The 14,047-nt window shown below is 34.6% G+C and carries 14 protein-coding genes and 2 pseudogenes; 4 read left to right on the forward strand and 12 right to left on the reverse strand.

Annotated features, from left to right (window positions below; translation table 11 throughout):
- The first annotated feature begins 89 nt into the window (after nucleotides 1–89).
- Nucleotides 90–929 (forward strand): nucleotidyltransferase domain-containing protein, encoded by an 840-nt coding sequence (locus tag IEV52_RS21530; protein ID WP_188404612.1) that lies wholly within the window; start codon nucleotides 90–92, stop codon nucleotides 927–929.
- Nucleotides 930–1,095: 166 nt separating this feature from the next.
- On the opposite strand, the gene IEV52_RS21535 is transcribed toward IEV52_RS21530, so the two are convergent.
- From IEV52_RS21535 to IEV52_RS21570, 8 genes and pseudogenes are all read right to left on the reverse strand, one after another.
- Nucleotides 1,096–2,496, reverse strand: a complete 1,401-nt coding sequence (locus IEV52_RS21535) for a hypothetical protein (protein WP_229754410.1) — start codon at nucleotides 2,494–2,496, stop codon at nucleotides 1,096–1,098.
- 435 nt (nucleotides 2,497–2,931) lie between these two features.
- Nucleotides 2,932–3,198 carry a hypothetical protein gene (locus IEV52_RS21540; protein WP_188404614.1) on the reverse strand — a complete coding sequence of 89 codons (267 nt, stop codon included), beginning with the start codon at nucleotides 3,196–3,198 and terminating at the stop codon, nucleotides 2,932–2,934.
- 221 nt (nucleotides 3,199–3,419) lie between these two features.
- Entirely contained in the window at nucleotides 3,420–4,154 is a 735-nt protein-coding gene (locus IEV52_RS21545; RefSeq protein ID WP_188404615.1) for a class I SAM-dependent methyltransferase, read from the reverse strand.
- A gap of 240 nt (nucleotides 4,155–4,394) precedes the next feature.
- The gene (locus IEV52_RS21550; protein ID WP_188404616.1) at nucleotides 4,395–4,607 is read right to left on the reverse strand and encodes a hypothetical protein; all 213 of its coding nucleotides are present in this window, start codon (nucleotides 4,605–4,607) and stop codon (nucleotides 4,395–4,397) included.
- A 252-nt stretch (nucleotides 4,608–4,859) separates the two neighbouring features.
- A pseudogene (locus tag IEV52_RS21555) lies at nucleotides 4,860–5,344 on the reverse strand (PaaI family thioesterase).
- Nucleotides 5,345–5,469: 125 nt separating this feature from the next.
- Nucleotides 5,470–6,009 carry a hypothetical protein gene (locus IEV52_RS21560; RefSeq protein ID WP_188404617.1) on the reverse strand — a complete coding sequence of 180 codons (540 nt, stop codon included), beginning with the start codon at nucleotides 6,007–6,009 and terminating at the stop codon, nucleotides 5,470–5,472.
- Between the two features lie 255 nt (nucleotides 6,010–6,264).
- Entirely contained in the window at nucleotides 6,265–6,738 is a 474-nt protein-coding gene (locus IEV52_RS21565; protein WP_188404618.1) for a DinB family protein, read from the reverse strand.
- 115 nt (nucleotides 6,739–6,853) lie between these two features.
- Complete coding sequence (locus IEV52_RS21570; protein WP_188404619.1) at nucleotides 6,854–7,309, reverse strand: hypothetical protein; 456 nt, start codon at nucleotides 7,307–7,309, stop codon at nucleotides 6,854–6,856.
- 166 nt (nucleotides 7,310–7,475) lie between these two features.
- Here IEV52_RS21570 and IEV52_RS21575 point away from each other — a divergent pair, with 166 nt between their 5' ends.
- Nucleotides 7,476–7,805: a hypothetical protein gene (locus IEV52_RS21575; protein WP_188404620.1), complete on the forward strand. Its 330-nt coding sequence runs from the start codon at nucleotides 7,476–7,478 to the stop codon at nucleotides 7,803–7,805.
- Nucleotides 7,806–7,871: 66 nt separating this feature from the next.
- A complete protein-coding gene (locus IEV52_RS21580; RefSeq protein WP_188404621.1) occupies nucleotides 7,872–8,456 on the forward strand; it encodes a DUF3888 domain-containing protein in 585 nt (194 codons plus the stop codon).
- A gap of 180 nt (nucleotides 8,457–8,636) precedes the next feature.
- Here IEV52_RS21580 and IEV52_RS21585 read toward each other — a convergent pair whose 3' ends face one another.
- Entirely contained in the window at nucleotides 8,637–9,182 is a 546-nt protein-coding gene (locus IEV52_RS21585) for a hypothetical protein (protein WP_188404622.1), read from the reverse strand.
- Between the two features lie 545 nt (nucleotides 9,183–9,727).
- On the opposite strand from IEV52_RS21585, the gene IEV52_RS21590 reads away from it, so the two are divergent.
- A complete protein-coding gene (locus IEV52_RS21590; protein ID WP_188404623.1) occupies nucleotides 9,728–11,200 on the forward strand; it encodes a flavin monoamine oxidase family protein in 1,473 nt (490 codons plus the stop codon).
- A 200-nt stretch (nucleotides 11,201–11,400) separates the two neighbouring features.
- Here the strand turns inward: IEV52_RS21590 and IEV52_RS21595 are convergent, their stop codons facing one another.
- The 3 genes and pseudogenes from IEV52_RS21595 to IEV52_RS21605 form a co-directional block, all read right to left on the reverse strand.
- Entirely contained in the window at nucleotides 11,401–11,811 is a 411-nt protein-coding gene (locus tag IEV52_RS21595; RefSeq protein ID WP_229754411.1) for a hypothetical protein, read from the reverse strand.
- A gap of 310 nt (nucleotides 11,812–12,121) precedes the next feature.
- Nucleotides 12,122–12,955 (reverse strand): annotated as a pseudogene (cntE, locus tag IEV52_RS21600) (staphylopine family metallophore export MFS transporter CntE); the annotation flags it as partial.
- A gap of 17 nt (nucleotides 12,956–12,972) precedes the next feature.
- On the reverse strand, nucleotides 12,973–13,857 hold the full coding sequence (locus tag IEV52_RS21605) for an alpha/beta fold hydrolase (RefSeq protein WP_188404625.1): 885 nt from the start codon (nucleotides 13,855–13,857) through the stop codon (nucleotides 12,973–12,975).
- Nucleotides 13,858–14,047: the final 190 nt, after the last annotated feature.

Raw genomic sequence — 14,047 nt, forward strand, 5'->3', positions numbered from 1 at the left:
TGATGTCTTTTAAAAATATCTTACGTCCAGCTTGTAGGAATGATAAAATTAGCAATATTCAAAATTCGATAATAAAAGGAGTTCTATTAATGACCAAAGTCTGTGAAATTATCACAAAAATTTCTTCGTCTTTTTCGGAATTAGATGAAGTTGGAGGCGTATTACTTTCAGGCTCTTTATCTACTAATACTCAAGATGAAAATTCCGATATTGACCTTTACATCTACTCTGATAAAGAAATTTCTCCTGGTAAAAGAAAGTCGATATTGGATGCCTATTCTGACTACATGGAAATTAACAATCAATATTGGGAGACGGAAGACGATGGCGAACTTAGAAGTCCTCAAATCGGGATTGAAATCATTTACCGAAATTTCGCTTGGATTGAAAGAGAATTAAATAAAACGTTGGTGGATTATGAAGCAAAGGTTGGCTATTCAACTTGTTTTTGGAGCAACTATTTACATTCAGAAATATTATATGACCGAGATGAACGGTTAAAAAAGTTACAGAAAAAAGTTACTATGACGTTTCCATTCCAGCTCAAAAAGAATATCATCGCCAAAAACTATCCTCTCTTAAGGGATAGTATTACGTCCTACTATTACCAAATTGAGAAGGCTCTTAAGAGAAATGACTACATAAGTATCAATCATAGAGTGACGGAGTTCCTTGCGAGTTATTTTGACGTGTTATTCGCAATCAATGAGTTACCACATCCAGGCGAGAAAAAATTAATATCGATTGTTCAGAAACAATGTAATTTTATTCCGTACAATATGGAGGATAACATCAAACGCATATTAACCAATAACACTCATTCATTGTTAGAAGACATCCATACTTTAATTGATAATTTAGATACACTTTTAAAACAACAACAATTGTTACCTTTAGGGAATAAATTTTTTGTTACGAATAATAAGTAAGTTGAAAATAAAACCAAAACCCACCTCTTTGGAGATGGGTTTATTTATGATTTACATTCTACAATAATTACAGCAGAATCTTCAACTAACGCACCCGTTTGTTGAACAAGGACTTAATTTGTTTATGGAATACATTAATAGGGTGGTAACTCCGCTACTCTTTTATTTACGGCAAAAACTTGAGACTTGAAGTTATTTTCTTAATATGCCGCTCGTCTGCCCATAAGATAAAGTAATTGTAATCTGTTTCTTGGATTTGAATCGGCTTTGGATACCTTACGATCAAAGCGGCCTGTCTCAACATTTCTGCCGGTTGATCGGCAGAAGGAAAAATGAGGCATGCCTCTTGGTTTTGAATTTGTGTTTTAAAAATGCTGGGCCGTGAACCGTATGGCATTAATGGGTGGGAAGCTTCCCCGCGGCACACCTCATTAATGCTACCACCTGATGAAATAGCTGAAATTTGAAAAAAGCCGTCAACACCTTCGTATCTTTCATCATTTACTTTTTGCCAATGCGACGGATATAGAAATTTTACCTTGTAGACTGGGTTGGTATATGTCTTTCTGGATACATCAATAATAGGAGTAGGTGACCATTGCAGAGCCATAATTCTAACTCCTTCAATCAGCCGAATAGGGACAGGGTGTTTAAAATCAAAAACCCACATTTCATGGGCAAATTCCTGTTCAGTACAACCAGAAAGATAAGCAATTTTCCTTCCATCCGGTGACCATGTAATAGGTGTAGCAAAACAATTGGAGACTGCCCATATCCTGTCATTTTCTGCTTGACGCCCGACGGTTCTGACCTGCGAAAAATATCCCGTATCGTTAGAAGCAGTAGCACTGTATGCAATTTTCAAAGAATCAGGAGACCATTTCGGGAAGTAGTTTTTTGCGAGTGGTCCCCCTTTCACTTCAAACACATTACTTGTTGAAAGCTCCACGGTGTGAATGATCGAGATACTGACGCCAGGCGTTGTATAAAGCGCAAAAGTTCCGTCAGGAGATAGCTGGGCATTATGAAGAGGGCCCTCCGTGTTACTGGTAATTTTCTGTTTCTCGGATCCATCTGTTCGAATCCGGAAAAGCTGACTGATTCCGGATGCATCTGGTGCTTGAAACAGCAGTTCCACACCGTTTGGAAACCACTGTACATCAGATGAGCCAGGCAGTATAATGCTTCCTACCTCGTGTGACGTGACGTTATACAAGATAATGTGGTTCTGCTTCGTATATGCCAATCTTTCGCTATCGGGCGACCAATCCAATGCGAAATCCGCCTCTTCCTCCAGCTGGTCTATATTGCTAATTAAGCCGGTCGTAAGATGTATAATATAGAGGATTCTGTTCCTCCCTACAAAAGCGATTTTACTACTATCCGGCGACCATACTGGATTCGAAAACGAATCCCCCAATTCATTTGTCAGCTGTACATTCACGCCATTTCGAGTGTTAAATAACCAAATATCAAAATCCCCTCCACGGTCGGATGTATAAGCAATCAGCCCATAGCCGCCAGACAAGACCTTATCAACAGAGCGTACGGTATTAAAAAAATACAACGTTACCACTTCCTATACATAAATTAATTCCAGTTTTGTCAACCTAACATCTGTCTGCCATATCGTATTCTTATATGTAATATGAGGTTCAAAATAGGTTGAAGAAACTCATAAAGGATAATATGTAATTCCAACAGCTGAAACATATCGTTTTTATGATATAGCTAACAAAATTAAATAAAATAAAGCCTTATCGATTTTCGATAAGGTCTAACAGTAGTAAGTCTAAAAATCAACCTGATATATTGGCTAACTGATTAATTCAAACGTTTAAGTCCTTCAACCGTGGTTGAACTTAAAGCTTTTTTTGTATGGTGTTTTTCTTCGTAAAAAGGCTTGAACCTGACTTTCTTCTTTCGCTACATCCAGACCAATGACTGGATCCATTGACGTCCTTCTTGAAGAAACGCATCCGTTTGTTGAATAAACTCCTTTTCATTTATTTAATACATCAGATTCTTTCCTATTCGGAAACTCTGTTTTTTCTACGTAACTTCCTGTAGAATGGATTGTTCCATGAATACCATTAACTTTGCTTTTCTCAAGTTTATTACTGTAAAGATTAAACCAAAATTCAGCATCATTCTCTAAGTGTGGAAAGTCATCTATAAATGATACATTACGTCCGTTTGGAAAAGATATTTCAAAGACATCAAATGTACTATTAATGGCTCCGTCAATAACTTGAATATTTCTTTTCATTGTTAGTCCCCTTTATAGTAATGAAATATCCTTTATCTCTTCTTCAACAATTCTGCTACGCTTGTTAAATAAGTTCATTAAAAAGGAGCGTTAATCCTTCTTGGATAATCGGACCCGATTGTTGAATAATTATTTACCTTTTATTAGTCATATACTTTGTTGAAAGTTCCCATCTAATAAAAAACGTTCCTACTTTTGTAGGAACGAAAAATTAAATAATATTAAAGCTTCTCAGCAAGAATTATTAAAAACATAGGTCTTCGGGTTTCATGGAGCATTTCCGGAATTTCCTTTAACATTTGATCCGAAGGTACTGGTTCATTGACTGCTTTTATATTGAAACCAGCATCAAGTAGGTTATTTATATATGTTGAGATCGTACGATGATATTTAATTACATTTTCCGTTAAAAATGTTGTTTCTCGTATTCCTTCTGTTTGATAATTATCTACAGGCCAGTGTAATAGGTTACCTTGTTCATCGTAATACCAATCTTGTTCTTTTCTCGATGTAAAGATTGGGTGTTCAACTGAAAAAAGGAAAGTCCCCTCTGGCTTAAGGGAATCATAAACCTTTTTGCAAACTTCTTCAAAAGACTTTAAATAATGAAATGCCAAAGAACTAAAAACTACATCAAATGAAGAGTCTGGAAAATCTATATCTTCAATGGATGAGTTTATATATGAAATGTATGGACCGTCTGTTTGTTCACGTGCTTTGCTAAGCATTTTTTCTGAAATATCAACACCTGTTACTGCCCTTGCTTGTTGTTCACGTGCATATAAACAATGCCATCCAAATCCACAACCCAAATCCAATAGAGTCTTATCTTTTAACTGTGGCATAAGCTCTTTTAAAACATGCCATTCTCCTGCTCCTTCAAGCCCTTTTACCGATCTTGGCATTTTTTCATAAGCAGAAAAGAATTTTGCATCATCATATTTATTTTGTTTCATCAAAAGGTCATCTCCTATAATTAAAATAGCCTCCTAAAACAGGAACTTCTTCTTATTTCGATTTCAGGAGGCTATCTATATTCTTCTGACCATTACTTTCACCTCTAATTATTAATTTAACTACAATATCACTAAACATTATTAACCGCAATTTTTGATTTTATAGACAAGTTGTTCTTATCTATTAAAAAGCATTTTTCCTTCTTGGAGAAACGTACCCGTTTGTTTAAGATTAAATAATTAATCTCTGAGCTTTTTCTTTTCTATAATTGTCCATATAACAGAACATAGTATAGACACAATTATAATAATAGTTCCAGTGTATGAGATCGTAACCCAGTCCCATTCAGTTACAGTTTTATCTGTCCCATAGTAATTCTTAATTTCATAGCTCTGGTCTTGGTAATCGAGTAATAAATATGATATTAATCCACCAATAACAATACCAATCATTGAAAAATAAAGAAATTTTTTCAGAAAGCTCCCTCCCTTTACCCATTAACTTATTGAATAATGCTGCTTTATATTTCTTTTCTCTTTACTTAGTTGATAAAAAAGAGCACTCCTTCTTCTTGAAGAAATGCACCGTTTGTTGAATAACTTATATCTGTATATGAATATGTCTATGCTATATAATGATTCCTTCGCTTCCTGAAAAGAATTCCATAACATTTCTATACGATTATACCGAAGTTTAAAATAATTCTATTTTTGCTTAAACGTTGCGGGCATAATAACCGTAACGACTTCTCCCTTTGCGCAAAGAGTTTCTTCAGCAAATACTTCTGTATAGACTTTCCACTTCTTAGGATGACCTCTTCTACCACACCAATTGCTTTTAACGGAACACCATGTGGAGTCGGCTTTAAAAAATCTACCTTTAAAGATGCAGTCACAAATCGTGGTGGCTCTGAGTTTCCACCCTCCTGTTCTACATTTTTCTGTTGCAATGCCAATGACGCTAATCCTGTACCATGACAATCTATTAACGATGCAATCAGTCCGCCATAAACAAAGCCAGGTAGTGCTGTATGTTCGGGAAGTGGTTTATAAATCGTTATCGTGGTATCCCCTTGCCAACCTGTTCTAAAATGATGGCCATTCTCATTTAGTCTTCCACATCCATAACACCATGCAAAATCATCTGAGTATTCATGAGACCTTTTCTTCCAACGTCTTCCCTCCCCTATATAATACAAAATGCAATAATTACAACGATGAGGAAATCCTCTTTTCGCACTTCTCCTTCTTGAAGAAATGCACCCGATTGTTGAATAACTCATTAAAAATTCTACTTAGTTTTAAAGTGAGTAGTTTACTTCATTTTGATTGATAAACCACCATCTGAAAGGAGTTCAAATTTGCTTATTTTATCATCTTCTGAAAAATGAACATTCCCCTTAATAGTGGTCGATTTTTCACTGCTCCCTTTACTCTGATAGTTAACGTTTGCAGTAAAGTAATAATTTTTATCATTATCTTTATTTTGTTTAATCTCAATTTGGTTAATTTTAATTTCATACCCCTTCCATTCCGCAAGACCCTGATATGTTAAAGCATATTCCCCAATAAATTGACTGTACATTTCTTCTGTAAAAGACGGTTTATACATTTCTTCTAAATATAAGTCTAACTGGGTAGGATTACCATCAGAGGTTTCTTTATCTCCCCCAATAATTGTAGCATTTTCGGGGTCGTTCAATAACTTGACTAAATTTTTATCAGGTCCAGTAAATTGATGTTTTAATACTTTATTAATAATAGTTATATTTTCATCTGGAGGAATAGATTTTGAGGTACTATTTGAGGAACAACTGCTAATTATTAAAAGGATTCCAATGAGTAGAAAAGACAAAAAACTTTTTAAACCTTTGATCTGAAAAATAGCAATCCCTCCCCTTCATTTTCTATAATGATATTAATTATACGACATTTAATTAAATATAGTTTCAAATAATTGGAAAAAGCCAATTTTATAATTGTATCTCATCAAATAACCGTTGTTTACTCAATAAAAAAGTACACTTCCCTTTTTGAAGAAATGCACCCGTTTGTTGAATAACTAATACTTGGTTTTTCACCAGTATTTCCTGATGCTGTGTTTTACTAATCATGGTTCAATGAGATCCGTATCTGGTGGTATATATCCTAGTTGTCTACCGATTTTTACAATTTGCCCTTTATGATGAAATTCGTGGGTGGCTGTATGAGTGAAAAGCCATAATGTGGTAAACGTATTCCTACCTCCCCTTGCAAAGGTTACTTGAATAGTCTTATCCCATTTTCCTTCAAACTCATTTAGAAATTCATTAACCAATATATCCGTTTTTCTAAAAACCTCTCGCATTTCCTTTACGTTATTTATATACTCTGAATTTATTTCTGGAAGTGTTTTTCCCAAAGCCCTATTCCCTAACCATACTCTATAACAATTGGCTACATGAGCATGAAGATTGCGTATTGAATCACCTCCAAATGCTTCACGTTCTTTTATATAATCTAAAGTTGATAAAGTTTCACAATAATTAAATAGTGATTCTCTTGTGCGTTTGATCCAGTCATATTGTTTTGCGAACACATCCATCTTCCTCACTCTCCCTTTATACTTTAAGATCAATCTTAAGCGCCTTACGATACTTCAATAAAAAAGAGCACATCTCCTTCTTAAAGAAACGCACCCGTTAGTTTAATAAATTGTATTAGGTTTCAAACAATTCCTTTTTTTCTTCTTTTGATAGTCCCGTAAAGTACTTTTTATGTACCCTCAGTTCTTTCTCTTTTTTAGGGAATAATTTTTCTAACCAAGTTACTGCCATTGGAGTATGTTCAGGTTGGGCATTAACTTTTTCTAAAAACCATTCATATTCTTTAATAGTTTCATCGGTTAGAAGCTTTAAGTCTTTTTTTCTGCTTATATAGTCGAGTTCTGCTAGTTCTTTTGCATTTATTTGACCATTTATCTTCTTTACTACTCCGATCTCAGAAGGCATACGCTGCTCATTTATTGATACAAAGAAATGGATATAGTTAGGTAATCTAAAAAGTCCTTTTTTTGTATCTTTTTTATTCGCAATGTAAAGCCAATCTCCTTTGTTTGAATAACAATTAAAATCAATTTCATTAATTGCAATTAACATTTTTTCATACTTTTTCATAATACACCTCAATTATATATCAAAAATTTTTATCTTTCTTCTTGAAGAAATGCACCCGATTGTTGAATAAGTGACGTAAGACATAATTTAGGCTTTACTTAGAATCAAGAGGGTTCAATCAATTTTATTTAGGGAATTAAATACAAGGCAATCAACTGTTAGGGTGATGAACTCAAAAATAACCGACCCAGTAATGGGCCAGTTTTACAATGGTTTTTTTGTTTTGCAAATTAGGGTTCACACTCCAGATGCTATCATTGCAAAATACATAAATATTCCCCCAATTATAAGAAGAACGGTAAGAGTAATATTTATCATACCCCATAAAATTAACTTCTTTGTGAATATTAAATACATTGAAAACAGAAATCCAGCTAATAACAAGCATATGATTGTCTGTATTGTGTATTTACCTGCTATGCCCTTTAAAAAACAGATAACTGCTAAAATAGGAAAAATACATTGTGAAAGATTAGAAATTGTTTTTGTCATCTAATCACTTACTTAAGAAATTTGTTATCAAAATTAATTGTTCGACAATCAAAATTTTTACTCCTTCACAATGATTATAATTAGAACTTTCAACCTAACTACTCTTCTTACAGAAATGCATCTGTTTGTTGAACAATTAAGCCTTGGTATGTATTTATTCCCTTGTATGGATTGTTTGGTAATAGGAAAACTAATAATAAAAAACTCAAAAGATGGGATCCCTATGCTAAAAATGTTACTTCTTCCTTCTTTAATTCTTTCGTTATTTCTGGTGAATCAAATACCTTCAAAAGCAGCATTTGTTGATACTACACAAGAGTCAAGAGAGCTTATATATCAAGATACAATAATGCTTTTATTACCTATCGATGAATCAATCAAAAATTACTACTTAAAAATATTAACAATTCAACCAACAGTTTATCCATATGATGTTAAAATGGCAAAGGTTCAGAGATTAGGGGAATTTCGTTCATTCCGTTTTTTATATACATTGGAAGTAGAACCAGCAGTAGGTCCCCACGTTTATGTTGGCAAGGACCGTTTAGTATTTGAGATTGCTTCTACAATACCCAACTTAGTAAAACTTAATAAATTTGAGCACTTAAGAACCTATGATTTGCCTCCTAACTGGAAACACATTTTAAGGCAATAAAAAGTATATTATGATACTGCTTCTTATTCCACAATCCTGTTACTTTAGCTGAAAAAGGAAAAGAGCTTCCCAGAATTAGCGGCTATATCACCCGATTGTGGAATAAGCAAAACCAGAAACTATATTCATTAGACAAGCAGCTATCTGTACGGAAGTTATTCTGGTAGAACAACAAATTCACTAAAGCATTTGATTAGCGATTTTAATTATGTCTTTCTTGTGTTGTTCTGACGAAATATTCTTATTATCGTAGCTTATATCATAGTAAATGCCGTCTTTCACAAAAGTGACAGTATTACCGTTATAGTTGCCCACTACTCCGTCAGATAGTTTAATATCTTTCCAAGCACCACTATGTTCAACTTTAAAATTATGGATGGTGATCATCAATAAAATAATTTCAGATTTGTTCTTTCCAGTTGTAGTAAAGTTGACTCTTAGATTTTTTCCATCGTGTTTAAAATCCTCGATTGTTGAAATCTGAAGTGGCTTTGCATCAAACGGAATGTCTTTTGGAATTTTTATGTCAAATGGGAGAGCATCTAAGCCTTCATCTAGTGAAGATGCTTCATAGCTTACTGGAATGCTTTTTAACTGTTCTTCTGTAACATTCCCCACTGGTTCAACCTTTTCTAATTTAGAGGTATCTAGTGTACCGTTTTTACCCTCATTACAACCTATAAGTATAGAAATCAATAATACAGGAACTACCCACCGTTTTTTCATAGAACCTCCTCAACCATTTGGCCAATATATTTTACCAATAAATGTATTCTTTAAATATAGTTTTAAATCCTTTATTTAGTAAAAAGCCAAAAAATAAAAAAGATGCAAATCTCCTTCCTGAAGAAATGCACCCATTAGTTCAATTGATTGTTCATTAAAGCTTAAACTTTATTCTACGGAACGAATGTTGGAGAAAGTATTCAAAAAATTAAAGGATGATGATTCACCTCTTCTTCATTCTGATCAATATAAATTGTTTGATTTATAGATTTCTTGTTCTAGCCTCCTCTTATTTTTCAGTACTTCGCAGGGTTTTATATAAAAAACAAGGTTCACTTCTGTTTCACTTACAATCCGACACAAAAGTAACTTCTTGAAGAAATGCACTCTATTGTTTAAACAAGGCTTTGTAATTTTAAATATTTTATACAAAATTCACTCCATAAATCAAATTATTTTACATTATTTACCATAAACAGTAAACACATAAGCTCTTCTAAAAGTGAATACAATGTATTAAATTTTATTCACTAGGGGCGAAGCAGATGCCTAACAACCTACATTATCAATTAACGACTCAACAAATGATCGGCATCATTAGAAATGGGCTTAAAAAGTCGCAAGTACCCAAACATATTACTATTGTCGGCGCAGGGCTGGCAGGGCTGGTTTCTGCTTCTTTACTAAAAGAAGCAGGACACAAAGTCACAATTCTTGAAGCGAACAACAGAATGGGTGGACGTGCCTATACCATTCGATCTCCCTTTACCAATGGTCTTTATTTTAACGCTGGCCCCATGCGTATTCCGGATAATCATTATTTGACCTTAGAGTATATTAAAAAATTTGGGCTATCGGTAAATCCGTTCATTAACCGAACTCCCATGGATATTTTATACCTGAACGGAATCAAAACACGTCTTAACATTTTTGAACGTTACCCTGGTATTCTAAACTTCCCTGTTGCTCCGAATGAAAAAGGGAAAAGTGCAGAAGAGCTGCTGAATTTAGCCATAAATCCTATTCTTGATTTTATAGCCCAAAACCCAACTAATAATTGGTCTCTCGTGGAAAAAGAGTTTAAAAACTACTCGCTCGGTTCTTTCTTGAACTCTTACCATTATCAATATGGAACGACATTTTCAGATGGAGCAATTGATATGATTGGTGTACTCCTTGACTTAGAAGCATATATGGGGATGTCTTTTGTTGAAGTTTTACGAGAAGTGCCGTCTTTTAGAGCAAATCGTTTTTATGAGATAACCGGTGGTATGGATCTACTGCCAAAGGCCTTTCTTCCACAATTAAAAGAAGTTATTATGCTCAATCAAAAGGTGATGAAAATTGTCCAAAATAACAACAGTGTAACTATCCATTCTACCCATCAGCATTCTTCAAATCACTTCACTATAAATGGTGATCTCGCCATTATTACCATTCCATTTTCAGTGTTACGATTTGTGAATATTGAACCATACCATTCTTTTTCCTATTATAAACGAAGAGCGATACGCGAACTGAACTATATAGGCGCAACAAAAATTGGAATCGAGTTTAAAAGCAGATTTTGGGAAAAAAATAATCAGTTTGGGGGTAGAAGCATAACTGATTTGCCAATCCGATTCACACATTATCCAAGTCATGGGATTGGTACAGATGGACCTGCAGTGATTTTGGCCAGTTATACATGGGCAGATGAAGCTTTAACATGGAACGGTCTATCAAATGAGGAACGTATTCACTATGCTTTAATAAATTTAGCAGAAATATATGGAAACCAAGTTTATTCTGAGTTTGTAACAGGAACTTCCTTTAGTTGGGTCGATAATCCATTTTCTTCAGGAGGGTTTACGGCTTTTGAACCGAGTCAAGAAACCGAACTGTATCCTTATATCCCTATACCTGCAGGAAGAGTGCACTTTGCCGGTGAACATACTACACTTACCCATGGTTGGATGCAAGGGGCTATTGAATCTGGAATAAGGGTTGCATATGAAGTGAATGACTTGCCAAAATAAAACGGGAATAATAGTAAAATAGGAAACTTTAGCCTTAAATAAGCACTTATTTTTGTCCTGAGTACCATCAATAATTTACGGGTGCATTGCTTCATCTTGAAGAAACGCACCCGTTTTGTGGAAAAACTCATTACAGGAATGCTCTTTTCTTGGAGAAATGTACCCGATATTGTGTTGAAGATTAAGTTGGAAATGAAACACTATTTTTGATTTATTAATTTTCCGCCTTTTGACTGGTAAAGTTCCAATGATTTTCCTTGTTCAGTTCGTGGGTAATATTCCACTTCACAGTAGTAGTTACCTTCTTCTATACCCTGATAATCTTGAGGAAACATAACGCTATTCTTTCCAAAATTAACCTCCGTATGCCCTCCTCTTGTGATATCGAATATGATGATCTCACAATCCCCTTTGTATTGTTTCGTCTTATTAGCTAAAACGTTAGGCAAGTCTAACAAAGAATAGACAAACAAGAATCCTGAAAGGAGAAATAAAAAGGCGACTCCAAGAATATCCTTTATCGGTATCTTATACGTAACTCCATTCTTCTTTTTCAATTTATATAAATGCCAAATATAAGCGGACATCCCCACCAGCATTACAAATGACAATGACAGTAAATAGAAATACTGTGACAATTGCTTCAATTCCTTTTTTAGAGTTTCTTTTTAATACGTTTCCCAACCCAATGGTGTTTCACATCATTGTTGTAATTGGATCTATCAATAAGGATTATATCTTATAAGCTATCCTTAAAGTTTAAAAAGAAATGCACTTCTCCTTCTTGAAGAAATGCACCCGATTGTGGAATAACTTATTATAAGAACTGCAGCTTAATTTAATAGAAGTACACTTTAAAAGCTATGCTCTTTGTATATTTTAATTGGTAAAATACAGCTTTATTTTATCTCATACTACTTTTTATCCGACAACTACTTTTTGCCGATTAAAAGCAAAAATAATCGTTAACAATCCCAAAATAGCACAAATCTTAAACATAAATGAGTATGAGGTAAAATCAGCAATCGGTCCCATAATGACACCACCTAGCGAAACACCTAAATCGGCCATAGCAATAAATAAACCAAGTAAAACATTCCGATTTATCTTAGGCAATACAAAGGTTAAATACGTTGTTAACGTCGGATAAATGATTGCCTGTGCAATCCCCATTAAAATAGCACCAACATAGAAAAAGAGAGCTCCACCTGTTGTAGAAAAGCTTACACATTGTGCGGCTGTTGCTAAAAGAAACATAGTTAACATTATAAATGGTGAATGCCATTTGCCATTAGAAGGAATTTTTTTTCTTAAAGCGAAACGTGCAAAGACGACGGTACCTGCTTGAAGCATGAGATAAATTCCAGCATTTCCACTTTCTAATTGCATAGCATACAGTGGTATAAAGGTTGTAATCGCTCCAAAAACAATAGAAGCAACTAACATTATTACGCTGCATCTAAATAAATCTGGATTTGTTACTAGCTGACTAAAAGATTTACTCATACCTACTCTCTGTTCAGTATTATTTGTATCAGACTTAGACTTTTCTCTTTCCATTTTGGCGCTATAGCCAACCAATCCAGTAAAGAGAGCAATTGCTACCATCACTACTGTAAAGTAATCCATTCCTCCTTGCCAAATGCCTAATGCTAGTAAAGGGCCAATAATACCTGGTATATACGAAAATAAAGAATAAAGTGAAATGCCCTGAGAACGATCCTTCTCTGGCAATGCATCAATAATCCCGATCTGTCAATGTAGGATTCAAATTATGTGTCAAAAAATTGCAAGAGAGCTTTTGAAAGTTGATCCGGGGCTTCTTCGGCCATATGATGACCGCTTTCAATCCCATACCCTCGCACGTTTGGAGCCCAATTTTTCCATATGCTAAGAACATCTCCATACAGACTTTCTAAATCATCATAAATTGACCATAAACATAAAACCGGACATTGAATTTTCCTACCTTGTCGCCAGTCTTCATCATCATGGGCGCGATCAATTCCCAATCCTGCACGGTAGTCCTCTACCATACCATGAACTGTTTCCGGATTGTGGATAGCCGAATAATAATCTTTGTAATTCATGGCACCCATTTTCTCCCGAGTGCCTTCGTACCATGAATCTGGATCGGCAAGAATTGCTCTTTCTGGTTTATCAGCTTGACCAAAAAAGAACCAATGCCACCAAGCTTTAGCAAAATTTTCATCACATCGTTTCAGCGCCTCTAAAATTGGGACACCGTCTAAAACTGCCAAATGAGTAATAACATCAGGATGATCCATAGCAGTACGAAATGCTGTATAAGCTCCTCGGTCATGCCCAGCTATGGCAAATTTTGAAAAACCAAGACTTTTCATAAGTTGAATGCAATCCTTTGCTTTTTCTCGCTTTGACGAATTTTTATGGTCTGGTGTGTCTTTCGGAATAGATGATTGTCCAAATCCCCTCAGATCAGGACAAATGACTGTATACTTTTCTGCAAGTCGTGGGGCTACCTTATACCAAGTAGTATGAGTACGTGGATGACCATGAAGTAAAACTATCGGAGAGCCAGTCCCTCCATAGCGAAAACGTATTGTCGCCTCATCAAGCTTAACTTTTTCAAGCTTGAAGCCTTCAAATCCTTCATTTGTTGCAAATGACTCGTCCATTTTTTAGAATCCTTTCTTTAAAAAAGTTATTTTATAAATTTAATATCTTATACCCTTTTGATGTCATCGTAACCCTTCTCTTATTCAACAATCTGGCCCGTTTGTAGAATAAAAAGGAGAAGAATTTTCATCAAAATAAGGCTGGTTTTAAGTATATAAATTCAAATATTACACATAATGAAAAAAAACC

The organism is Fictibacillus barbaricus, from assembly GCF_014635025.1.
Classification (GTDB): Bacteria; Bacillota; Bacilli; order Bacillales; family Fictibacillaceae; genus Fictibacillus; species Fictibacillus barbaricus.